The organism is Rhizobium sp. L9, assembly GCF_002531885.1.
Taxonomy (GTDB): Bacteria; Pseudomonadota; Alphaproteobacteria; order Rhizobiales; family Rhizobiaceae; genus Rhizobium.
Map to the genome: position 1 here is coordinate 205,174 of NZ_NWSZ01000009.1, position 23,306 is coordinate 228,479.

A 23,306-nucleotide genomic window follows, 5' to 3' on the forward strand; every position below is an offset into this window, starting at 1 on the left:
CATCCGAGCGGCGGCACCGTGTCTGTCCTTGGCTAGGCCGGAGCGGGTTTTTGCTTGCATCGATTACATTCGGGCAGCCCTACATTTGCATAAGCCTCGGTAATGGTTGAGATTTACTGTGGGTTCATCCTTGACGATACATTTTTTGGAAGCCTTCCAATTGCCTTGGAAGTGACCCAACTTGCTTTTTTACAGTCGCAGGAATATTTTTATTCGGTCGGTCAATACATCATCCAACCAGTACTATCTGCGGTGGAGCTATGCCCGAGTTTCACGGAAAGAACCGCCTTGCGGCTATACTGCTGATCTTCCTGACGGCATTGGTCTTTCTCGGGCTTGAACAGCCCGCTGTCGCCGCCTCCGGTGACCAAGATGGCCGGCGGGTTGCATTAATCGTCGGCAACTCCGTTTATAAGACGCTGCCCTCATTGCCCAATCCTGCAAACGATGTCCAGGAAGTCGCCAACACACTGCGCAAGGCCGGTTTCGACGTGACGATCGGCATCAATGTCGACCGCATCGGACTTGAGAACACGGTGCGCAGCTTCCTTCGTTCGGCCAATAATGCAGAAGCCGGTCTCATCTATTATTCCGGCCACGGTATCCAGGTCGGCGGACAGAATTTCCTCGTGCCGGTCGATGCCACGTTGGAAACGCCCTATGACGTCGAGACGCAGACCATGCCGCTCGACCTCATCCTGAACCATCTCAAGCAGAATTCGCGCGTGCAGCTGATCTTTCTCGATGCCTGCCGCAACAACCCGTTCAATGCGCAGAAATTCTGGATGGCGGAAAAGCTGGAACCGGTCGGCGCGACGCGCGGTCTGGCCCGCATCGACAGCGATCTCGGCAGCCTGATCGCCTTCTCGACGGAGCCGGGCCAGGTGGCGCTCGACGGCGAGGGGGCGCTCAGCCCCTATTCCGAATCCTTCATCAAGCGCGCCAGCGAGCCGAACAAGGAAATCCGCCAAGTCCTGACCGATGTGCGCCGCGACGTGATCGCCATGACCAATGGCAAGCAGGTCCCCTGGGAAAATTCCTCGCTGATGGACAGCTTCTATTTCATCCCGGCCCCGCCGCCGCCGAGCGTCGAACCGATGCAGCAGGTGAGCGTGCCGGAGGGGGCGGCCGCGACCAGGCTGCCGATCGCCCCGCCGCATGACGAAACCGGCTCGGCGCTGCTCGTTACGCTGAACCAGCTTCCCCAGACCGGCAAGCTCAGTTTCGACGGCAAGCCGGTGGAGCAGGGCGCAAAGATGCCGGCCGCGGCGCTGACGGCGCTGAGCTATGATTCATCGGGCGTTGCCGCCGGAACGGTCGGCCTGATCGGCTATACGGTCAGCGATCCCTACGGTCAGGCGACGCAGGGCGTCGTCGCCATCACCGTTTCGGCCGACGCCGGCGCCAAGCTCGCCCAGCTCGAACAGCAAAAGCAGGCGCGGCTTGCCGATGCCGGCGCCTATCTGAAAGCGCTGCCGCGCGACGTCGACACGACGATCGGCGTCGGTCCCGTCGAAGCCCGTCTGCCTGAAGTACCGGCATCGGCCGCGGAGATGACCTTCAAGGTCGCGGCCCTGCCCGACAAGGGGACACTGCGGGCCGGCGACCGGGTGATCGGCCCCGGCCACATGCTTGAAGCCGCCGATATTCTGGCACTTTCCTACGAGCCACAGATCGGCACCGAAAACCAGCCTTTCGCCCTGACGCTGCAGGCCGCCAACGACGACCTGCCGGCCGCCACCGTCACCTTCAAGCCGACGCTTGACGCCTGCGATAGCGCAGCCGCCGCACCGCTCGACCTGCAGGGGGTCACCGCGGGCAAGCTGCCGAACGAAATCGATCCGGCCGTCGCGCTACCTGCCTGCGATGATGCGGTGAAGGCCTATCCCGCGGTGGCCCGCTTCGTCTATCAGCTCGGTCGCGCCCAGCTTGCAAACCGCGACGCCAAGGCAGCCTTTGCGACGATCAAGAAGGCGATGGATGCCGGCCATATCAGGGCGATTTCCGAACTCGCCTCGCTCTATCTCGTCGGAGCCTCCGTCCCGGCAAATCTCGGCAAATCGAGCGAGATCGCCGCGATCGGCGCGAAGAAGGGGGACCCCTACGCGCTCTATGCCTATGGCAAAAGCTTGTTTTATGGACGCGGTGTGAAAGCCGACACCGAGGAAGGCCTGAAGCTTATGCTCCAGGCAGCCGACCTCGGCCACACCTATGCAATGAACGAACTGGGCTACATCTTCTCGAACGGCGTCAACGTCCCAGCCGATATGGAACGCGGCATTCGCTTTTACGAGTCAGGGCTCAAGCGAGACGACATCTATTCGATGAACAGCCTCGGGATGATCTATCGCGCCGGCAAAGGCGTGCCACAGGACCTCGAGAAGGCGCTGGAGCTTTTCAAGCAGGCGGCGGATGGCGGCCAGCCTTATGCCCCGCGGAACATCGGCCTTATGTATAGAGACGGTCAAGGGGTGCCCAAAGACGAGGCTGCAGCCCTCTCCTGGCTGGAAATGGGCGCCGAGCGCGGCGATTATTGGAGCGCGTTCGAGCGGGCCAAGATGGCCAAGGCCGAGGGCTCGGATGCCGACAGCCTGGTGACCGCCGCTCACTATTTCGCTCTTGCAAGCGCGCTCAACCGCCCCGGAACCGGCGACCCCAAAAAGCAGTCCGACAAGGAGCTCGCATCCTTGGCGGAGCCTGCCAAAAAGAAGGCCGCAGAAGCGTTTTCGGCCGAATTGACTGCACAGGAACTGAAGGCTCTGCCGAAGACGAAGTCCCTCAACGAGAAGCTGACGCTTCTTGCGAAGGCGACCTGGGCAAAGCGAAATCCGCGATATGATCTTTTTTAAACGGTGATCCGGGGGCGCCTGACATGACCAGCAAAGTCTTCATCCGTGTACTGCTCTGCTCGACCTTCATTTCAGGCTCTGGCGTCGTGCTGCAGGGCTGTATCTTTGATCCGGGCGGTAGGACGCTCTTCGCCACCGAGGAGCCCGCGCAGCCGGCCCGCAAAAAGACGCCGACCGTGAAAAGGGTCGTCGCAAAAAGCAATGACCAGGAGTCGACTTTCGCTCGATCGGACAGGAGCTCCAGCAACTCAGGCAGCAGCTCGTCCGGAATGGGCGGTGGCTCCAGCAGTGATAGTTCCGGCAGTGACTCCGGCGGCAGCGATCCTGGCGGCGGCCCTACCGGCGGGTGGAATTCGGATCGGTGTCTGAAGACGGATATTCGTCGCCTCGGCACATCTCCTGCCGGCATCCCGATCTATGCATTCCGCTACATCTGGGGCGGGCCGCTCTTTGTCGGCACGATGGCGCAGGACCTTCTGCTGATCAGACCGGATGCCGTGCATCAGGGTGCAACCGGATACTACACGGTGGACTACGCCAAGCTCGACATCAGAATGATTTCGATACCCGATGAGCTTTCGCTGGCTTCACCAGCGGCAGCCGCTGCAGTCGCAGCACTTTCGGTGGACGCTGCAAAAACGCAGCCATCGATCAGACTTCCGGATTTTGTCTTCTAAGAGGTTCATGGCACTCTGATCCAAACACCCGTGCCAGGCGCAACGCTTGTTGCGTCTGGCCTCAAGATCAGCGCCCTGATCCAGCCTTAGCCATCCAACCCCCTGAAGCGTACCGGCTGGTAGCCGCGCAGCAGCAGGATTCCCAGCGAATAGGTGTTGCGGCAGACGCGGCCCTTGCAGGCATTCGGCGTCGCCTCCATCACCTCCACCTTGCGGTCCTCGGTGAAGCGCATGAACAGCATCACATGCGAACCCGGCCGGTTCAGCGCGTCGCCGGGCTGCAGCGACCAGGGATCGGCGAGCCGCCTGGTAATGCTCGGGATCGCCCGCGTCGAGACATGCATCTTCAGCCCCCAGGCTTCGCTGACGAAACCGGAGCAGTCGACGCCGAGAATATTGGATTGCGGCGCGCTCTTGGTGCAGACGTTGCCGGCCGTCTGGCCGTCGACGACACCCTCGGTGAAGTCCTCGAGCGGCGTCTTGCAGCCCCAGCAATAGGGCACGCCCTTCACCGTCTGGCCGCGTTTGCCGAACAGGTAGAATGGCCGGCGCAGGCGGTTCATGTTGAGGCAAGCCGGTCCCGGGTCCTTGCCATAGGCCGCCGGCGTCACCAGCCAGTTCAGCGTCTCGAAGCCGATCGCCCGCTCGATGACGTCGCCGCGCGATTTCGGCAGGATGGCGACCTTAGGTCCCTTTCCGGGTTTGGCCGCAATTGCCGGCTTGGCCGGCCTGGCGACGGCAAGCTTGCGGCCCGGCTCGCGCCCCTCGAGTTTCAGCACCTGCGCCCGGCTTTCCTGCGAGCGCAGAAACAGCACGTCGCCGCGCGGGCCGATCGCCACGAAGCGCCTGGAAAAAACCGTGCCGGGTTCGATCGGCAGGTCGTAGACGCGCTCCAGCACGCCGTTCGGCGTGAAGCGCACCACCAGCATGCCCGTCCGTTCCGGCCGGTCGGCAGGCACGAGCTCGACCAGCGCATAGGGTCTGCCCGTCGTGTCGATGTCGAGCAGTTCGACGGTGCCGATGCGGTTTTCCCCGGTGAGCTGAAGGGAGAGGAAATTCTCCTCCGAGCTCGCGCGCCGCAGCAGGATCTCCGCCTTGTCGTTTGCCGCCGAGACTTCTGCAACGATATCGCCGAGCCCGCGGCTCGGCACGTATTGGACTACCGGCGGGCGGGCTGGCGGCCGGCTGGTGCTGCGGCCGATCTCCTCGATGATGCTGTTCAGCGGCCCGGGCGGCACCGATCCCATCGAGGCGAAGACCGAGCGGGTATAATCGTCGGCATCGCCGCCGTCGATGGCGCGAAGGGTCTGCGAGCGGCCATCGGCGCCGGTGGCGCGCTCGAGCGGCACGATCCCGTCGGACCAGAGGTAGAGTTCGTTATGGACGACGGCGAGATCCTCCGGCGCTGTATTCTCCGGCAGCGGCAGGATCTCGGGATCGGCCTGCGAGCGTTCGCCGTCGACGGCGAGCACGCGGCCATTGTTCTGGTCGAGGATGTAGACGGTGCCGTCGTCGCCGACGGTGATCGCCGCCGGTCCGGACGCCTCGACCTCCTCATTAGCGGAAATGATGCCGACCGAACGGGCGCCGTCGCCGCCCGGAAGCTCGATCATCACAGTGTCTTTGGCGAGGACAGGCCAGGCGATTGCGATCGCTGCGGCCATCAGAATATGCGAGCTGAAACTGCGCATTGCCGTGAACCCCGAAACAGGATCATTTTAGCCATGGGGGCCTCAATCTGAAGCCTGTTCACAATTAGAGAGCGAGAGAATGATGTCGTCGGAAAACCGTTCACAACTTTCGGCATCATGCCCCAAGTCCTTAAAATGTTAGGATAGAAGCGGCTCGTCAGCAAGGCGTTGCTTTCCAAACGATTTGGAGATCGGCGTCGGCAATAGTACAAGTTTATCGTCTTGAAGTTTTACTGGCAGGGAAGCCTATGCTGGACTGGAACGGTGACGAACTGGCGCTCGATGTCAGCCTGCTGGAGCAGGTGCGCGCGGCAAGGATCGGGTTTTCCGATCGCGTCTGCGCCGCCTCGGCCAGCAAGGATGAGAAACATCTGGCGCAGTTGCGCTCGGAGCCCACCTATCTGATGGCGGAATTTCTCTATTCGATGAAGGTCTTCGGCATCAACACGGCTGAAGATGTGGAGCGCTTCGCCGATCTGCACAATGATTATGTCGTGTCGCTCACCCGCGATCCGGCCAAGCTGCAGCGCCTCGGCCTTTCGCAGGATCGCGCGCTCGCCTCGATGTTCACCGCCGACACCAAGCCGCGGCTGATCCAGAACTGGGCTGAAAAATCAGGCGCCATCGACCAGTCCAATCTCGCCCGTTTCCTGGTCGCCGTCATGTCGAGCGAGACCTGCCGTAAAACCCTGATCGATTTCGAGACGGCCGGCTTCATGCAGCGCAAACGCTCGCCCTATGGCACGATGGTGGTCTGGTCGACCGGCAGGATCGAGGAAATCTTCGGCGAAATGCTGCGCAATCTCCGGCTCAGCCTGCAGCAGCTGAAGATACTCTGACCTCTCTCCAGCCGATTTCAACCCTCCCAATCGATTGGCGCCGAGCGCCGTTGCCTTCCATCCGGCCTCTCCCTATTGTCGTTCCAGTGCAATTCCAGCAAAAGTGTGCAGCGGTTTTGCGCTCGGAATTGCGTGAAAACACAGAGATAGAGCAATTCCGTGATTCGAAGAAAAACGGAATTTCTCTAGTCGCGCGATGGCGCCCCCTTGGACGGATGTGACGACGATGAAGAAATCCCGGCTCATAAGCTTGTCGATCGGCATGGCTCTGACGCTTGCGACGCCAGGCCTCGGGTTTGCCGGGCCGGTCGAGGATGCGCTGGCGGCGCGAAACCCGACGCTTGCGGCGCTGCGCCAGCACGATGAAAAGGCCTTTGCCGCCGCCGTTGCTATCATCGCCGACCATGAACGCGCCGAGGGGCTCACACCCGGCCAGAGCAAGCTGCCGGAGACGACCTCGCCCGGCCGCGACATGGGCTCGGGCTCCGGCAAGGAATTCACGTCGGACAATCCGGATATTCTCTGGCTCTACAATTCCTCTCCGGAAGGAATGAGCGACCTAATCTCGATTCTGAAATCCGCCGGCCAGAAGCCGAAGAACTAACGCCCTCCCTCCAGTCCAGTCCGACTATAAACGGACGCCGGATATTTTCGGCCGCGAGTCTTGTCGCGTCTCTGCCTTGGCGCAATCTTCCCGGCTCCAAATAATTTGTAACCCTCCCTCAAGCAAGACAGCCAAAACCATCCCAATTTCGCCGGTCAGTGCTATTCTCATCTTCAGCACAGTGTGAGATTGTTCGAAGGGGGAGGTTCCGATGCTCAGCCGCAAAGCCATCCTAGCCGCAGCCACGTGTCTTTCGCTTTTTTCGCCGATCCCCGAGGTCGGGGCGCAGAACGAACGCACGCTGACGGAAGCGCCGGCTCAGAGCGGGCCCGTCAGCATCACCTTCGACCGCGCCGAGGCGAAATATGCCATCGGCGAAGTCGTCGGCCTCTTCATCCAGTCGACTGAGAACGCCTATGTCACGGTGCTGAACGTCTCGCCGAACGGCTCCGTCACCAAGCTCTTCCCGAACAAGTATCAGACCGATGCCCTCGTTGCCGCCGGCAAGCGCGTGCAGGTGCCGGATCCGGCAAGCGGCGCCAGGCTGCAGGTGTCCGGCCCGGTCGGGCAGGAGCAGATCAAGGTCTTCTATTCCTCCAAGCCGCTGACGATCTTCGCCGATCTCGGCAGCAGCGGCAGCGGCATGTTCCGCTCGATCGACGGCGGCATGGATGCCGTCTCCCGCAGCCTCGAAGAAGCCCGCAGCCTCGGCACCAAGATCAGCAGCAAGACGCTGACGCTGACCACCGTCGACAGCACGGCGGCCCTGCCGCCCTCCGCGGTGCCCCCCGTCGCCGCCGTTCCCACCGCAAAACCCGCGCCGGTCGAACAGGCGGCAAAGCCGCCCGTTGCACCGAAACCGCCGGCCGCTCCCAAACCGAAACCGGCCGTCAAACCCGATGTCGCCAAAAAGCCTGAGGTGATCGAAAAGCCGAAGCCGGCGCCCAAACCCGTCGAACAGGCGACCACACAGCCGCCGAAGAAATACAAGATCGTCACCAATCTGGCGCCCGGCCAGGAGCTCGCCGCCGACGAGCTGCAGCTGATCGGCCCCGCCGACACCACCGCCTCCACCCGCCCCAACCAATATAAACAACCGAGCCAATATCAGCAGCCGTACAAGCAGCCGGCCCAGTCTGCCCAGACCAATATGCCGAAACTGCCGATGCCGCAGATCAAGATGCCGCAATTCAAGCTTCCCGGCGGTTTCAGCATCAAGATGCCGCCGTTGAGCTTCGGCCGTTCGGCCGAACCCGGCCAGGCCGGAGAGGAGATCGAGGTTGCCAATGCCGATACGCCGGCCTGCAACGCCCTGCTCGACAAGCTGAACACCGCCGTTGCCGCCAAGGACATCACCGCTGCCGCTTCCGAGGCCGATGCCATCGCCGTCAGCGCCGAATGCGGCCAGTTTCAGGTGAATGCCCAGCGCCGCGTCGCAGCCCTGAGGCTTGCCGCCGCTCAGGAGATGATGGCGGCCGACAAGCCGGTCGCCGAGTATGAGCCGCTGCTCGTCGCCGCCGACAGCCCGCAGGTGCTCTGGCAGGCCTCCGCCACGCTCGGCGAGATCTATTTCTCCGCCCGCCGCTTTGCCGATGCCGCCGCCGATTACCAGCAGGCGATCGAAATCATCAAGAACGAGACCCGCACGCCGAAGGCGCCGCCGGCCGATACGATCTCCGATCTCATCCAGCGCGCCGCCCAGGCCCGGATTCTTGCCGCCAACCCGACTAGTGACAACCCGCAGGGCAGCTTCGTGCCGGCCGAGAAGGATCACCGCAGCGGCGTGCTCGGCGGCATCTATTCGGAAAATGTGCGCGGCATCGTGCCGGTCTCCATCCCGGTGCCGATCACCTTCGATTTCGACAAGTCGACCTTCACCTCGATCGGCACCGAAGCCGCTGAGGAATTGCTGGAAGCGCTGAAGGAGCAGAAGCCCGGCCGCATCATCCTCATCGGCCATACGGATCGCAAGGGCGGCGACGATTATAATCAGAAGCTTTCCGAGCGCCGCGCCCAGGCCGTTGCCGATTTCCTGAAAAACCACGGCATCGACGCCACGATCGATGCCGAAGGCCGCGGCGCCTCCGAGCCGGTTGACGTGACCGCCACCGCCAACCTCACCGAAGACGATATCGACGCGCTCAACCGACGCGTCGAATGGCGCCGCGAATAGAGGGGGCGAGGGGGAACCGGCCATGTCCACATTCGCTCCCATGGCCGCCGCACTCGCCCTTCTTGCCCTGGCGGGCACCGATGGCCTTGCCAGGACGATCGAAGCTCCCGAGCGCGGCACGGTCAGAGCCGTTCTGATCGGCATCGATCTCTATCGCAATGTCCCGCCGCTGCACGGCGCCGTCGCCGATGCCGAGGATCTTTCCCTGTCGCTGCGCTCGCTCGGCGTTGATGACATGACGCTCTTGAAGAACGGCGCTGCCGACCGCCAGGGCATCTTCGATGCGATCGGCGCCGTCACGGAAAGGGCAGGCGAGGGCGATCTCGTCGTGCTCGGCATTGCCGGCCATGGATCGAGCGAGCCGGAGCGCGTCAAGGGCTCCAAACCGAGCGGCCGCGACGAAGTCTATGTGCTGGCCGGCTTCGATACGAGGCTGCCGGGATCGCGCGAGCGCATCTTCGGCGACGAATTCAAGGCGCTGATCCACAAGCTGGAGGAAAAAGGCGCCGAGGTGCTGTTCATCGCCGATACCTGCCATGCCGGCGGCATGACCCGCAATGTGGATCCGCGCGGCGCCGAGATCACCTGGCGCCAGGCGCCGTCCTATACGATCGAGGAGGATGACCTCGCGCCGATTTCGACCACATCAGATGCACTCTCCACCGGCTTCGATTACAAGCGGCTGACCTTCCTGGCCGCCGTCGACGACAACACCAAATCGCCGGAGATCTCGATTCCCGGTATTGCTGAGAAGCGCGGGGCGCTGAGCTATGCCACCGCTCGCGCCTTCGAAGGGGCGGCCGACCGCAACGCCGATGGCGCCGTGACCCGCCGCGAGCTGTTCGAATATGTGCGCCAGTCGGTCTATCAGTTCACCGACCAGCGGCAGAACATCTTCACGCAAAGCTCGCCCGGGGCGGATCTCGACCACGCCGTCGTCTATGCCTATGACACGGCAGGCCCGGCGGAAGCGCAGACATCGAACGTGCCGCCACCGCCGCCCGAGCCAGCCCCGATCACCGTCGCCGCCCTCGGTTCCGAGCCGGTACTGCAGGGTATCGATCCGGCCGTCACGCCGTTCAACTTGACGGATAGCGCCCATGCCGAACTCGTCTTCGATCCGCAAAAACGTGAGGCGATCGCCGGCGGCGATGTCGTCGCCTCCGAAGTCGGCGCCGCCGACATGCCCTTCGTCGTCGACCGGATGGCCGCGCTCGACACGCTGAAGCGGCTGTCGGAGATCAACCCGCAGACCGTGCGGGTGACACCCTCCGACAAGGTCCACCGCGATGGCGAGCGCGTCGGCGTCACGGTTTCCGATCTTGCCGGGCGCAAGCTCGTGCTGTTCGACGTCACCGGCGACGGCACGGTGCAGTTCCTCTATCCCGGCGACAGGGAAGCCGATGCCGACATGTCCGCAACCTTCGATCTCGACCTTTCCGTCGTCGCCCCCTTCGGCACAGACCTGCTCGTCGCCGTCACCGCCGATCAGCCGATGCCTGGTCTGGTCGAGTTCCTGAAACAGAACGACAGGCGGCGCACCGCCGGCAACATCGCCAGACATCTCGGCGAGCTTCTGCCCGAGGGCGCGCGCCTCGGATTTACGGTCCTCTATACCTCCGCCGGAGCCAGGCTATGAGCACGTCGATCAGCAGGGTCCTCAACATTGCGGCCGTCCTTCTGCTTCTGGCCACTCCCGCCCTGGCGCAGCAGGACACGGATTTCGCCGGCGAGGATGGCGGGCGGGTGATCGGCGGCCAGGCGGCGAAGAAAGGCGAATGGCCCTGGCAGGTGAAGATCCTGGCGCCCGATCCCGAGCAGCGCGGCCGCTTCGGCGGCCATTGCGGCGGCTCGCTGATCTCGCCGCGCTGGATCCTGACCGCCGCCCATTGCGTCACCAGCGGCCGTTCGGGCAAGCAGGATCTCTTTGCCCGCGACCTCTTGATCGTCGAGGGAAAGCAGAAGATCGACAAGGTGATCTCGGTCGACGGGCCTGATAAGCCGGGCCTCTCCGTCGAAGACGTGATCATTCACGAGGATTTCGATCGCAAGGTCTTCGCCAACGACATCGCCCTGATCAAGCTCGCCGAACCTGCCGTCTCGAAGCCGGCAATCCTTGCCTCGGTTTCGGATGAGGCCGTGGAAGCCCCCGGCCACACGGCCGTCGTCACCGGCTGGGGGTACACAAAGGCCGATCACGGCTGGGATGACAAATACCTGCCGACCGAACTGCAGGAGGTCGAGCTGCCGCTCGTCTCGCGCGAGGATTGCCGCGCCGCCTACCGCGAAAGCTCGATGCGCATGAACCCGATCGACGAGCGCAATGTCTGCGCCGGTTATGCCGAGGGCGGCAAGGACGCCTGCCAGGGTGACAGTGGCGGACCGCTGGTCGCGCAGCGCCCCGACAAGCGCTGGATCCAGCTCGGCATCGTCAGCTGGGGCGCCGGCTGCGCCGAGGCTGAACATTACGGCGTCTACACCCGCGTCGCCGCCTTCCGCGACTGGATCGCCGAGAAGACCGATGGCGACGTGCCGAACGCGCCCAACACCTCAGGCGCTTCCGCCGGCGACCAGGTGGCGGCGATTGACACCAAGCGCCGTCCTGCGGCGAGCGAGCCGACGGGCGGAACGACGCAGAAACAGGCGCCGGCCGATGAGCTCGAGGCCAACCTTACGATCACCACGCCGCCCGACGCCACGAAGGCGCCTGCGGTAACGACGGAGACTCCGCCCGCCGCTACGCCCGAGGGCAACAAGCCCGAGATTCAGGCGCCAGCCGCCGAGCTGCCGATCACCGTGCGTTCTCCCGGCGACCGCGCGCTGCTGATCGGCATCGACGATTATGAGATGCGCGAGGCGAAGCTGACGGGCTCGGTCGACGATGTGAAGGCGATGCAGCTCTTCCTCGTCAAGACGGTCGGCTACCGTCCCGAACAGATCCATACGCTCACCAATCGCAAGGCCAGCCGCGCGGCGATCCTTGCCGAAATCGACGACTGGCTGGTGCGCCAGTCGCAAGCCGGCAGCCGCGTCTTCCTCTATTTCAGCGGCCAGGGCTCCGAGGAAATGGGCGCCGAGGCGACGACGAGCCCGACACTGGTTGCCGCCGATGCCAAGCTGGTGCGCGAGGGGGGCAAGGTCACCGTCACCAACCAGATCCGCGAGACCGAAATCGCCGCCCGGCTGAACAGCCTCAAGGACCGCCGTGTCACGCTGCTGATCGATGCCTGCCATGTCGGTCCCGGCAGCCGCAGCGCGGTGGCCGCACCCGCCGGCGGCACGGTGCGCTGCCTCGGCCCGGCTTTGGCGTCGCTGCAGCCGCCGAACCGCTCCGGTAAGGAAGCCAAGTTCTCCTTCGGCGGCGAAACGGCGATGGTCTGGTCGGCCGTCAACGCAGGCCAATGGGCGCTGGTCGATACTGAGGCCAAGCCGCCGCTCGGGGTCTTCACCCGCCGCTTCATCGAAGGCGTGCAGGAAGGGGTGGCGCGCGCTTCCGATAAGCCTAATGTCAGCAACGCCGCCCTGCTCGATTATGTCAGGCGCAAATCCGACGAATATTGCCGGGCGCACTCCGAGGACTGCCGCTTCACGCCGGTGCCGCAATTCTACGGCCTGCCGGACGCGCTCGGACGCGATGTCGTCACCGGCGAGGAGGCAAAGACGCCAGTCGCCGCCGTCGAAAACACGTTGAAGACCGACAATGAGGCGGGTGTTGCCGTCGATGTGCTGCCCGGCACCTCGGTCAGCATCGGCGACAAGGTGGCGATGCGCGTCTCCACCAAGAAATCAGGCTATCTGATCCTCGTCGATATCGACGCCGCCGGCAAGCTGACGCAGCTCTATCCGAACAAGCGCTCGATGGGCCTGAAACCGACGGCCAAGGGCGGCGACAACAGGCTCGATCCGGCACGGCCGGTGGTCGTGCCCGATGCCCGCAATCCATATATCGGCTTCGAATATGTGGTCGAGGGGCCGGCCGGCGTCGGCATGGTCGTGGCCATCCTCAGCGACAAGCCGATCGAAGTGCTCGACCTGCCTGACGTGCCGACACCGCTCGTCGGCCAGCGCGCTGCCTTCAACTATGTCTACGACCTCGCCCGCAGCCTCAGGATCGTCGGCGACGACGAGACCGGCGTCCAGGGCAAATGGTCGTTCGATTCCAAATTCTATCGCATCCGCTGAAAGAGGAGCGAATGATGTCGAAATCCATTCTGCTGGCGGGCCTTGCCGCTTCCCTGATGACGCTGGCGCCGGCCCATGCGGGCGACGCCACTGACACCAGGGCCGTGCTTGCCGCCCAGGCCGGGCTTGCCGTCGACCTGATCGACCGCACGCTGGCGAAGGAGGGGGCAGCCAACATCATGGTGTCGCCGGCAAGCCTTGCCGCCGCTCTCGGTCTCGCAGGCCTCGGCGCCTCGGACGCGGGCAAGGCCGCCATCGCCCGGGGGCTGGGTTTCGGCGATGCGGTCAAGGGGCCGGAGAAGGTGCTCGACGAGATGAACCCGAAGACGCCGCCGGCGGCCGATGCGCCGTTGGCTTCAGGCGTTGCGATCGTGTTCGACGACAAGCTGGCGCTCGTTCCCGATGCTCTCTCCATGCTGGCCGGTCACCGCATCAAGCCGTCGATCGAGGATCTCGATCAGCCGAAATCCGTCGAGCATATCAACGGCTGGGTCAGGCAGGCGACACGCGACGCCATTCCGGTGATCCTCGAAACGCCGCCCGGAGGCGGTTTCATCAGCCTCGGGGCGCTCTCCTTCAAGGCCCGCTGGAAAACCGCCTTCGAGGCAGAGAGCCCGGCAGCCCCGTTCCGGCGGCCGGATGGCTCGACGGTCTCCGTGCCGATGATGCATCTTGCCGGCGACGGCCAGAAATTCCGCGTCGACGATCGTTTCGCAGCCGTCGACCTCGCCTATGCAGGTGAAACCTACCGCATGGTGGTGATCGCGGCGCGCTCCGAAAAAGGCGTCGGCGGCGCCGATCTCAAAACCCTTGGCTCCTGGCTTCAGGGTGAGAAATTCGAACCCGCCAAGGGGGAAATCTTCCTGCCCCGCTTTTCCCTCAACGACGGGCGTGATTTGATGCCGATACTCCATGCCATGGGCCTTTCGCCGGATAAGGCGAGCGATGCGGCTTTTCCCGGGTTCACCACGGAAAACATCAGCTTGTCGCGCGTTCTGCAGAAGACGATGATCAAGGTCGATGAAAACGGCACGGAAGCGGCGGCGGCAACGGCCGTGGTGACCGAGCGCAGCATCGATCCGAAACTGGTGCGGGTGAGCGCAGATGCCCGTTTCGCCTTTGCGCTGCGGGATACGAAGACCGGGCTGTTTCTGGCCGCCGGCCTGATCGGCGATCCGCTTCTGGCGGGTGAATGACATGCGCTTTGATGAAGACAAAATGGCAGGGGGACACGTGCATGAGAAGTGATCTGATCGCCCGCTACACGATCGGCGAGCCGGTCTATGAGAACGAGTTCATCGTCTATCCGGCGCAGGACAAGCGGATGGATCGTTCGGTCTTCATCGTCGCGCCTGACGTGGCGCTGAAACTGGACAAGGCCCGCTTCGAGCGGGTCTGGATCTCGGTCAACGAGGCCAAGTCGCTGACGGCGCGGCGCTTCGTCGAAATCGAGGACCTCATCCCGCCGTCGCCGGAAGACGACAACTTCTACATCGTCGAGAAGCGGCCGTCGAAGACGCTGCACCAATATCTCGAGGAAACCGAGATGGTCGCCTATGACCGCGCCATCGAGATCGGCCGCCATATCCTGGAAGGGCTGGCGACGCTGCACGGGGCGGGTTATGCCCACAACGCGCTGACCGACCAGTGCATCTACGTGTCGGAGGATTATTCCGGCCTCTCGGTCAGGATCGGCAACCTGCACCTGATCTCCAAGATCGGCGAGCACATCATCCCGCCCTATGCGCCGGAATTCGGCGCGCCGGAGATCTATGCCAGCGGCACCTTCTCGGCTTCTGCCGCGCTTGACATCTATGCGATGGGCATGATCGCCTACAAGCTCTTCCTGCCGCGGCAGACCTATGCCAGCGTCTTCGACAGCGTCATGGTCTGGGAGGACGAACACCAGCGCGAGCAGAGCTGGAAGAACATCCATCTCGACCCGTCCAACATTTTCCCGCGCCTCGACGTGCTGATCCCCGGTTTTCCCGAGGGACTGGCCAGCCTGGTCGAGAGGATGCTGAGCCGCGACCCGGCCCAGCGGCCGCGCATGGGCGCCGATGCGCTCGGCGAATTCAGCCGCGTGACGACCGGCATCCAGCCGATGGCCTGGGATCCGCGCGGCGGCATGCCGCAACAGCCGGAAGCTCCGAAGCGGAAGAAGTGGACGCTGGCGCATTTCTCGATGTTCGCTGCGCTACTCCTGATCTGCATCGGCGTCGGCGTCGTCACCATCCCTAAGCTGCTGCGCCCGGATCCCAAGCTCGTCGCCGATGTCGGCACCTGGAAGAAGGAGGCCGAAAGCCGCAGGGAGAAAGCCATCGCCGCCAAGGCGCCGGAACGTCCATCGGGCGATGAGGCGAAGCTTTCCTATGATGCCGGCGCCGCCGCGCTGACAGAGGCCAATGCCCTGCTCAAGGACGAGGACTATAAGAAGGCGCTTCCCGGTTACCAGAAGGCCGCCATCAGCCTCGGCAAGTCGCTAATCGCCATCTCGAAAGAAAATGCCGAAAAGGCCAAATCGGCCGCTGCCGCCGCCGGCGGCGACAAGGCGCCGAGTTTTGCCGAGGCCGACAGCAAGATGAAGGCCGCCGCCGAAAGCGCCGCCGCCCAGCAGATGCACGGCGCGGTCGATAATTACGAGGCGGCGAAAACGGCTTACGACGATCTCGCCAAGGCGCTGGCGGCGCTGACGGCAGCCGAAAAGGACGCCACCGCAAAACGCGAAACCGTCACCCGCATCGGCGCCGGCGACAGCCCCGACGTCGCCAAGGCGAGCGGCCTGATGACTGAGGCCAAGGCCAAGGCCGAGCAATGGCTGCTGCCGGCCGCGACCTCGGGCTACGCCGACGCCGCCAAGCTCTTCGCCGCGCTGATATCGGATGTGATGGCCGCCAAGGACGAGGCGACGGCGCTGAGGCAGAAAGTCACTGATCTCCACGCCTCGCTGACGACACGCGCCGGCCCCACAGATCCGACGCTGGCCGGCCTGGCGCCGAAGCTCACCGAGGCCGACGGCCGCTACACCGCTGAAGCCTACAAGCTCGCAATCGCAGCCTATCAGCCGATCCTGACCGATCTCGAAGCGCTGTCGGCGCGCGGCTTCTGCCCGGTTGCGCCGAATGTCGCGTTCGAGACTATCCCGGCCGGCAGCTATTCGCTCGACAATGTCCGGCTGATGACCTCGTCGTTGAAGGAGCTCGGCGGCATGCTCGGCGTCGCCAATGGCGCGGTGAAGGTCGAAAAATCCTTCTGCATGCAGGCGAAAGCGGTCACCCGCGCCGAGATGGCGCAGTATTACACCGCCAACGCAGACCCGGCCTCGGCCCAGGCCTATGCCGGCAATCCCGAGCAGCCGGCCGACGACGTGCCGCTCGCCGAGGCGCAGAACTATACCGCCTGGCTGTCGAAACAGCTGAACGCCCCCGTCCACCTGCCGTCGGCGACGGAATGGATGGCAAGTGCGGTCAAGCTGATGCCGGAGAAACTGCCCGACAATGGCGACATCATCCTGCAATGGAGCGCCACCCCCTGCGAAGCCGGCGGCAACGTCGCCTTCATGGCGCAGGAGGGCTCCACCTTCGTCGTCTGCTCGGATGCATCGGCCGGTGGGATTTTTCGGGTGAGCGCTGAGTTGCGGTGAGCGGGCAGAGGCCTTGAGTCGAATTGTCCCCCGATAGGCGTGGGATTGTTGGGGTTCGGTATCAACAAGGGGTACCGGTTTTGCTCGCGCATCTCAGGCTCGGAGAGCTCCTTGATGCTGTCGGAGCGACTGAACACCATTCACGTCTTCACCTATATTTCGTCTTATGGGCGCGATTGAGCGGTTGGGAGCTCGAAACTTGCTATCCGCCTTTTCATTTGCCAATGGTATTATTCGAAACGTTTAGGAGGCACCGCGATACATTCATCATCGCGAAGATGGCGGCGTCGAAGGGGAATAATATGCTTTCAGTAGAGAGATATTTCTATGCCGATGGCGTCGTTGGCGGCACAATAATATTGTCGTTTGTATTCTTATTTTTGGCTATCGAGGAAGCGCGAGAAATTCTATTTTATATTAGAAATAACTGGAACTTTGACATCGACAGCAATATTGGAGGAAAGATTTATAAGGGAGACCCAACCGACGATCGAGATCTTGTGACAAACAGATTAAGGGTTTTATATGGAAGACCATTCCTTATTGTGGTGTTTTTGGCGTTTCTTATTATTCATATTGCCGTTCTTTTCTCGAAATAAATTTCGTTCTTAGCGAGTGACGATGTTGGCCTTAGGAGCTTGCTGATTAGTCTGGGGTTCTCAGCTAAAGGCAAAAATTGAGCATCCCTACAATCGGCGAATGGTAGCCACCGTCTGTGGAAGGTCCGCAAACCGCTGTTGCCGCGCGTCCCCGCTACGCTCGTATGCTTCAAACCGCCTTCTCACGATAAGCATGAATAGCGCGTGCCAACGCTTCTCCTTTGGCTCGGGCGGCTGCGGTGCGGCCAAACATGACGCCCGCTGCAATGCAATACCAGCCAGAGAACCAAGGTGTGACGAAAAGCAACAGGACAATGGTCGATATTCCTCCGAGTAGGAGACCAAGGGTACCCAAGATCTGCGAAACAAGCAGGGTTGGGATCAAAACCGATAGTCCAGCAACGCCCCACCAGAAGAAAACCACTGCTCCAATCAGATGCATGGCGAGAAGCGGCACTCGCAATGCCAGGCGAAGCGCTGCCAATTCGCTCCGATGGCGATAATACGTGACTTTCTCCCAGAGCTGGCCCATTGCGTTGTCTCCGCTACCGCAGTGTATCAAAACTCGGGTTAACCAATGTCATAGAGCTATTCTCACCGCGACGTCAGCCAAATGCGGGCTCCGTCTGTGAACGCCCCCGTTTTCTTCTCAATTCACGATCCTCCCGTTTAAGCAGCGTCTATCCAAAGATTTCAATTCCAAATTTCTAAATACGCGCGTACATTGAACATGGGGACTGCAGTATCCGTGCGTTGAGGGGTCGGGGAAAATGTGCTGGAATACATCATCAGCATTCACGCCTGTCGGGTTTGCTTTGCGGGGTCCGAAATCTCGCAAGATCGTGTGGACATTGGGCGACGCGGCGCGCCTCCTGATGAACGACTGGCCGTGCGACGACGGCGAGGAATATATGGCTGCCGTCAAAGCCTGCGTCGACGCCATCACCGGCAAAATTGCCCCCGAACAATTCCGCGAAGTGCTTCTGCGTGCGGCCGACGAGGCGGGCATCCGTACTCTGTCGCTCGTTCCGCAGGGAATGGGTGAGCGGCGGCCGGACGTGCCTGCGAGGATGTGAAGATAGTTCTTTCTCAGGGCTTATCGTGATCATTACGCACTGCGACTGATGCGGTCAGCAAGCAAAAGCTCTTCCAGCTTCAGCAATTAGCCCGGATTAATGGATGATCGTCATTGCCAACACGGACTACATCGGGGAGCCGAGCATTCCGGTGAAGCCGTAGGAGCTGGCGTCGCATACCTCAGACTGCCCACACACGGCGGGACCAACGCCCGGGAAATCGAAGAGGACGGCAAGAGCTCAGGTCCGGGTGTGCTGTCAGACCAGCAACGGCATCAGGCAAATATTAAATTCCGCGGTCGATGGCTACGGATTGGATTCGTGCCGGGGGCGTGGCGAATCCGACATCGAAGCTCGACGGCTGGTCCAAGTGCTTGCCGACTGGTGCCCGTCCTGTCCCGGTTACCACCTCATTGTTGCAGCCGCCATGGGCCTTCAAGGTGGGCCTATAAGCCTAGCGCGCCGTTCTTGTTTCCTTCCGATTACGGCTGCGCCATGGACGACACCGCGGTTGTACGCCGAAAGCACGGGCGCGACGAAGATTCGTGTCGTTCCTGATGGCATCTCCAGCGACCTTTTGATCGTGTCGAACTTCCCATTGCAGAAAATTAACAATGCTGTTTTGGGAAAGGATCGTCCGCCGCGCACTTTTCGCGAGAAAGATCTCTGCGTGAAAGGGCTCGCTAGCCCGGGCCGGGCTGATGCCGCAAGTCTTGTTTAATCCCCGCCTAACAACTGCTGCACCACCACCCATAAGTTGCCCTGTGGGAATAATTGTGAATTAAGATCGCGCAGAATTGTTCACTTATTGTTCTTCCGTCATTTTACGGCTAGCATACCGGTGTTGCACGTGCTGCAATGCCACTCTTTGCAATAAAAGGCGAATCAATGGATGCAACATACAATCTGAACGGGAGCTTCAAACCGACACTGAAGCGGTTTGCCGACTTAGACGGCCCAGATTTTTTCCCCACGCCGGCTTGGGCCACACATGCGCTCATGGACAATGAGAAATTTGACGGAAATGTCTGGGAGCCAGCATGCGGTGACGGTTCGATGTCGGAGGTCATTAGAAGCTACGGCAACGATGTCAACGCCTCGGATCTCTTCGATCGCGGGTACGGGGAAGCAGGGATCGATTTTTTGGCCACTGAGCGGATAGCCGATAACATTATAACGAACCCGCCTTACAACGCTGCAGAGGGATTCATAGCCGCCGGGCTACAAAAGTCACGGCACAAATTCGCACTTTTGCTTCGGCTAGCGTTTCTAGAAGGCGCCAACAGACAGCGGACAATCTTTAATGTGACGCCACCGACGCGCGTGTGGATATTCAGCGAGCGGATCACATTCTACCCAGCAGGGAGCGTCAAAAAGGGGTCGGGCACGACGGCTTATGCTTGGTTTGTTTGGGACCGCTCTCATGTTGGCTCAACGGAACTGAAATGGTTGCCCCTCGGGTACAAGGCTAGATTCTCCGCTCAATCCGAAGAAAATCCAATGCTTTTCAAATAGAGGATTCCGGCAGCGGTGACTCTTATTCCGTCTGCCGTTCTCTCGGCCCAGCCGCGCGAGAAAATGCTCGACGCACCGGCGTGATGAACTTTCACGTTACCCACAATCTGTTGCCACATCTGCTCGTTTTTCCGCGTGGCTGACCACTCAAGATCCCGGGAAGAGAGCTGGTAAAAATCTGGAACCTTCTTTTTAATCGCGCTGGTGGGAGCGGTATGCCCTTCAAACGAAGCTGCAATTTTGAGCACGAGTATGCGAGCTTCGGACTCCCTCAGGCGATCATCGGGTCTTCTGCTGAGCCCGCCGAAACTGAATTCTTCACCTCTTTGCCACGCAACGGCAGCCTTTGGAACAGCCAGAACTTTGATCGCTTCGGCGACCTTCGATTGGATGACAGCTTCAGCGTCAATATCACTCGGCAGATATAACGTGACTGTCATTTCAGGATGCTGAAGATAAACGCGCAGGTCGAATACGTCATTGTTCAAGGCATACGACGCGAATTTGAAATGATCGAGATCGTCGTCATCTTCTGACACCTCATTCGTGAAATAGCGAATGGGCCGCCATATTATTGCTTGAGGGGATACATCTGGCCCCAGATGGTGTTTTCTTCGCTTGATCATAATTACGGTTGCAGGTTCGTTACAATAGCGGGGATACAAGCCATTTCATCGCCTGCTGAATTAACTCTCTTAAGCACACCTGGCGTTTTTGTCAGATACCAACGAACTTCAAATGGCGAGCTACCGTTCGGCTCGGGCGCTATAGTTGTTAAAAACTCTATACCCCTTCGGCCATTAAGTGTTCCCACGTAGGCTTTTACTGCTGGCCACATGCTGCCTCGTGCAATGCCTCCCCAGATTTCACCGGAAGCTACCTGAAGCAACGCATCATCGGTAGTTTGTGTGGGTGACTCAACTCTTGAAAATGACACTCTCGATGCACCTCCACTTCCAGGCGAACATTTCTTATCGAGAATTGGAAGTCAACATTGCGCGAAGCTGGCCTTTGTGTTCATTCAAACAATCGCCGTGTTAGTTCTCGAGATCTAATGGCAGCCAGAACACAGACGCAGATCGCTTGCGGAACTACCCAACAAACCAATAAATCGCCATGGGTCAGCGCGAGAGGCTGCTTAACAGCAAGCCGACGGGCAGCTGCTCGCCACGACGAGCAATGCCAGCCACTACCGCCCCGAATACAGCAACCCAAAGCCGCTGGAGCGATTCAAAACGGGGTAAAGCTTGGGGGCGAGGTCACGAGCCCTATCACCAGTCGTCAAGTAAAACCTTGCCAGCGTACTTCTTGCATGACGATTAGCCTGTGCACATCGAGCGTTGGCGCGTCCTTCGCTTCGCGTTCCTCGTATGTGTCACTCCGGGTGACGGCGATTTAGCGGTTGGCAGCAAGATGTTCCGCCATTCGCACCGTAAACTTCGTGAGTGACCGAAGCTTTCTTATCTGCAGAACCTACCACCGCTTGGCGGCTCTTAAGTTCGTTTTCGCCTGTTCAGTTCAAGCTGACTTTATCGCCGATCCACTTAATGAAATACGGGACGGCAGTATAAATTCCGTACTTCTTGGGGGCACCACATCCCTCCCCAAAACTTACCACTCCTAGTAGACGTTGCTCGCTGCCCGTACCTATCGTCGCCGGCCCCCCACTGTCACCAAGGCAAGAGTCAGAAAGACCCGCTGCCGTGCCTGCACACATCATGGTCTCCGTCACGGCACCATTGTACGCATCAATAGCGTTACAAGAGTCGTTGCTTTGTACAGGAAGGTAAACCTTCAGCAAATCCTCACTTTTGCTCTGCGCGCGGAAAGGATCAGTCAGCCCCCATCCGCTAACCTCGATACTTTTTCCCGCAACGCTTTCAAGGACGGAAGCATTCGCAAGTCCGACGCCTGTGAGGCCTTGGGGCGGGTCGATTTTCAATAATGCAATGTCGACCTTAGGCGGCAGGCTGCTGTCGTTATAGGCGTCGTGCACTACAATCTTTACAACTGAAGAGACATCCCCCCCGATGGACAGATTTCGAGTGCCAGAAAGAACAAAAAAATTGTCAGGAGACAGCCCGAGGACACAGTGCGCGGCCGTAAGCACGAAGCCGGAGCCAAGATACGAACCACTGCAAAATTGGGATAGCAATCGATCGTCGCTTCCTGCCGCAACCAAAGCAACCTGCCATTGTTTTTCGCTGCTGGAGACTTTCTCACCCCCGACTATCTTTTGGGAGAGCGTACCAACCTTCTGCCTCTGCTTGGCAGCCAAATACTCCTTAGGTTCAGTCGCCAATGCCTTCAGGGGCTGGAAGAATGTCATCACCATCAACGCTAATGTTGTGGCCTTGGACATACTGCTTAAGCCAGTTTTCAGTCGCCGCAGCGTAGAGGCCATTTCGATATCCCCACAAGTAGTTATACATCTTCCGGTAACTTGGGAGTGCGACGGTCTGCTTCCATTCGTCGCGGATTCGCTGGTTCAGAGAGTCTGGAAAATAGATATATACTTGACCAAACATGTTACCCGTTTTGACGGGATCGTGGCCTATGTGTAGTCCCTGAATGTATCTCGTTACATAATCGAATTCTTGCTCGAATGGCTGGCCTTGGCCAAGATTATTCAGCAATCCGTCTACATACGGACTGTTTCGGTGGTTGGATTGAGTATTCGCGTTAACTCCGAACCCCAAATCATTTGCGTAAGCGATCCAGTAGTCACCAGATCTCTTATTCTCGGCAGATCCGCGATCACCCTTTGAGGCCGAAGCGGACAGGAAATTCAAGCCGAAGGGTTCGAGGGCTTTTGGAGTCACAACTGAAGGTGCGTAGTCGGTGCGGCAAGCGTCAATAAGACCAATTAATAGAGATGTGGGAGCGATCTCGTCGATGGCCCGATCAATTGAAACGCTTTTCGCATCCAAAACCTCACCGTTTACTCCAGCATCTGTACCCGTAATGAACTGCCTGCCGTCCTCGGAGAACCCATGCCCGGAGAAATAGAAAACGGTAAGCGGACGTGCCGTGTTCCTGTAGGCACTCGCGCGGGATCGCGCCTTCAAGTTCAGTATTTCATTGTATAGATCTGCGTGGCTCAGATCCGTCCTAGCTACTACATCGAACCCTTTAGAATATAGAAGATCCGCAATAAGTTTTGCATCTTGCAATGCGGGTGCAATTTTAGCAAGTGCCTTATAGTTTGTATTCCCGACGACCAGTGCGAGTTTATCAGGCGCCTTTTCCGATAGATCTATGCTCGACGATGAAGACGCGAGCGCTAGTCCGGTTGGATCCGTCAAGACTGACCCCAACATGAGACAAACGAAAAAAAACCGGGGGAGGGCTTTCGTCAAAACCGGGATCCCCCTGCAATAGCGTCAAATATTCTGACCGGCGCAACCGAAATTAAGTAAGATCCGTGAGGTCCATCCGTTCCAGGCGGCTGTGACTCC

General features: G+C 60.5%; 17 protein-coding genes. 12 read left to right on the forward strand and 5 right to left on the reverse strand.

Translation table 11 applies throughout. The features are described from left to right. The first annotated feature begins 260 nt into the window (after window positions 1-260). Both CO660_RS12135 and CO660_RS12140 read left to right on the forward strand, forming a co-directional pair. The gene (locus CO660_RS12135) at window positions 261-2,849 is read left to right on the forward strand and encodes a caspase family protein (protein ID WP_097598887.1); all 2,589 of its coding nucleotides are present in this window, start codon (window positions 261-263) and stop codon (window positions 2,847-2,849) included. A gap of 23 nt (window positions 2,850-2,872) precedes the next feature. Then, complete coding sequence (locus CO660_RS12140; RefSeq protein WP_097598888.1) at window positions 2,873-3,526, forward strand: tail fiber domain-containing protein; 654 nt, start codon at window positions 2,873-2,875, stop codon at window positions 3,524-3,526. Between the two features lie 86 nt (window positions 3,527-3,612). Here CO660_RS12140 and CO660_RS12145 read toward each other — a convergent pair whose 3' ends face one another. Next, window positions 3,613-5,217: a hypothetical protein gene (locus tag CO660_RS12145; RefSeq protein WP_097598889.1), complete on the reverse strand. Its 1,605-nt coding sequence runs from the start codon at window positions 5,215-5,217 to the stop codon at window positions 3,613-3,615. 248 nt (window positions 5,218-5,465) lie between these two features. Between CO660_RS12145 and CO660_RS12150 the strand changes: the two genes are divergently transcribed. The 8 genes from CO660_RS12150 to CO660_RS12190 all read left to right on the forward strand — a co-directional run bounded on the left by CO660_RS12150 (window position 5,466) and on the right by CO660_RS12190 (window position 17,257). Beyond that, window positions 5,466-6,056 (forward strand): hypothetical protein, encoded by a 591-nt coding sequence (locus CO660_RS12150; protein ID WP_097598890.1) that lies wholly within the window; start codon window positions 5,466-5,468, stop codon window positions 6,054-6,056. Between the two features lie 226 nt (window positions 6,057-6,282). Then, a complete protein-coding gene (locus tag CO660_RS12155) occupies window positions 6,283-6,660 on the forward strand; it encodes a hypothetical protein (RefSeq protein WP_097598953.1) in 378 nt (125 codons plus the stop codon). 211 nt (window positions 6,661-6,871) lie between these two features. Beyond that, the gene (locus tag CO660_RS12165) at window positions 6,872-8,833 is read left to right on the forward strand and encodes a DUF4384 domain-containing protein (protein WP_097598892.1); all 1,962 of its coding nucleotides are present in this window, start codon (window positions 6,872-6,874) and stop codon (window positions 8,831-8,833) included. Window positions 8,834-8,855: 22 nt separating this feature from the next. Beyond that, on the forward strand, window positions 8,856-10,472 hold the full coding sequence (locus CO660_RS12170; protein ID WP_097598893.1) for a caspase family protein: 1,617 nt from the start codon (window positions 8,856-8,858) through the stop codon (window positions 10,470-10,472). Then, the gene (locus tag CO660_RS12175; RefSeq protein WP_097598894.1) at window positions 10,469-13,015 is read left to right on the forward strand and encodes a trypsin-like serine protease; all 2,547 of its coding nucleotides are present in this window, start codon (window positions 10,469-10,471) and stop codon (window positions 13,013-13,015) included. Before CO660_RS12170 ends, CO660_RS12175 begins: the two co-directional genes overlap by 4 nt. A 14-nt stretch (window positions 13,016-13,029) precedes the next feature. Beyond that, complete coding sequence (locus CO660_RS12180) at window positions 13,030-14,211, forward strand: serpin family protein (protein WP_097598954.1); 1,182 nt, start codon at window positions 13,030-13,032, stop codon at window positions 14,209-14,211. 41 nt (window positions 14,212-14,252) lie between these two features. Then, the gene (locus tag CO660_RS12185; protein WP_097598895.1) at window positions 14,253-16,658 is read left to right on the forward strand and encodes a serine/threonine protein kinase; all 2,406 of its coding nucleotides are present in this window, start codon (window positions 14,253-14,255) and stop codon (window positions 16,656-16,658) included. A gap of 302 nt (window positions 16,659-16,960) precedes the next feature. Further along, window positions 16,961-17,257 (forward strand): hypothetical protein, encoded by a 297-nt coding sequence (locus CO660_RS12190; protein ID WP_141504836.1) that lies wholly within the window; start codon window positions 16,961-16,963, stop codon window positions 17,255-17,257. Between the two features lie 169 nt (window positions 17,258-17,426). Here the strand turns inward: CO660_RS12190 and CO660_RS12195 are convergent, their stop codons facing one another. Beyond that, complete coding sequence (locus CO660_RS12195) at window positions 17,427-17,789, reverse strand: hypothetical protein (protein ID WP_097598897.1); 363 nt, start codon at window positions 17,787-17,789, stop codon at window positions 17,427-17,429. Between the two features lie 238 nt (window positions 17,790-18,027). On the opposite strand from CO660_RS12195, the gene CO660_RS12200 reads away from it, so the two are divergent. Both CO660_RS12200 and CO660_RS12205 read left to right on the forward strand, forming a co-directional pair. Then, window positions 18,028-18,333: a DUF982 domain-containing protein gene (locus tag CO660_RS12200; protein WP_097598898.1), complete on the forward strand. Its 306-nt coding sequence runs from the start codon at window positions 18,028-18,030 to the stop codon at window positions 18,331-18,333. An 888-nt stretch (window positions 18,334-19,221) separates the two neighbouring features. Further along, entirely contained in the window at window positions 19,222-19,848 is a 627-nt protein-coding gene (locus tag CO660_RS12205; protein ID WP_097598899.1) for a hypothetical protein, read from the forward strand. On the opposite strand, the gene CO660_RS32775 is transcribed toward CO660_RS12205, so the two are convergent. From CO660_RS32775 to CO660_RS12220, 3 genes are all read right to left on the reverse strand, one after another. Next, the gene (locus tag CO660_RS32775; RefSeq protein WP_141504838.1) at window positions 19,815-20,474 is read right to left on the reverse strand and encodes a hypothetical protein; all 660 of its coding nucleotides are present in this window, start codon (window positions 20,472-20,474) and stop codon (window positions 19,815-19,817) included. The genes CO660_RS12205 and CO660_RS32775 overlap by 34 nt on opposite strands. A gap of 887 nt (window positions 20,475-21,361) precedes the next feature. Continuing rightward, window positions 21,362-22,210 (reverse strand): serine protease, encoded by an 849-nt coding sequence (locus CO660_RS12215; protein ID WP_176536277.1) that lies wholly within the window; start codon window positions 22,208-22,210, stop codon window positions 21,362-21,364. Continuing rightward, window positions 22,140-23,153 (reverse strand): caspase family protein, encoded by a 1,014-nt coding sequence (locus CO660_RS12220; protein WP_176536278.1) that lies wholly within the window; start codon window positions 23,151-23,153, stop codon window positions 22,140-22,142. Before CO660_RS12220 ends, CO660_RS12215 begins: the two co-directional genes overlap by 71 nt. Between the last annotated feature and the right edge of the window lie 153 nt (window positions 23,154-23,306).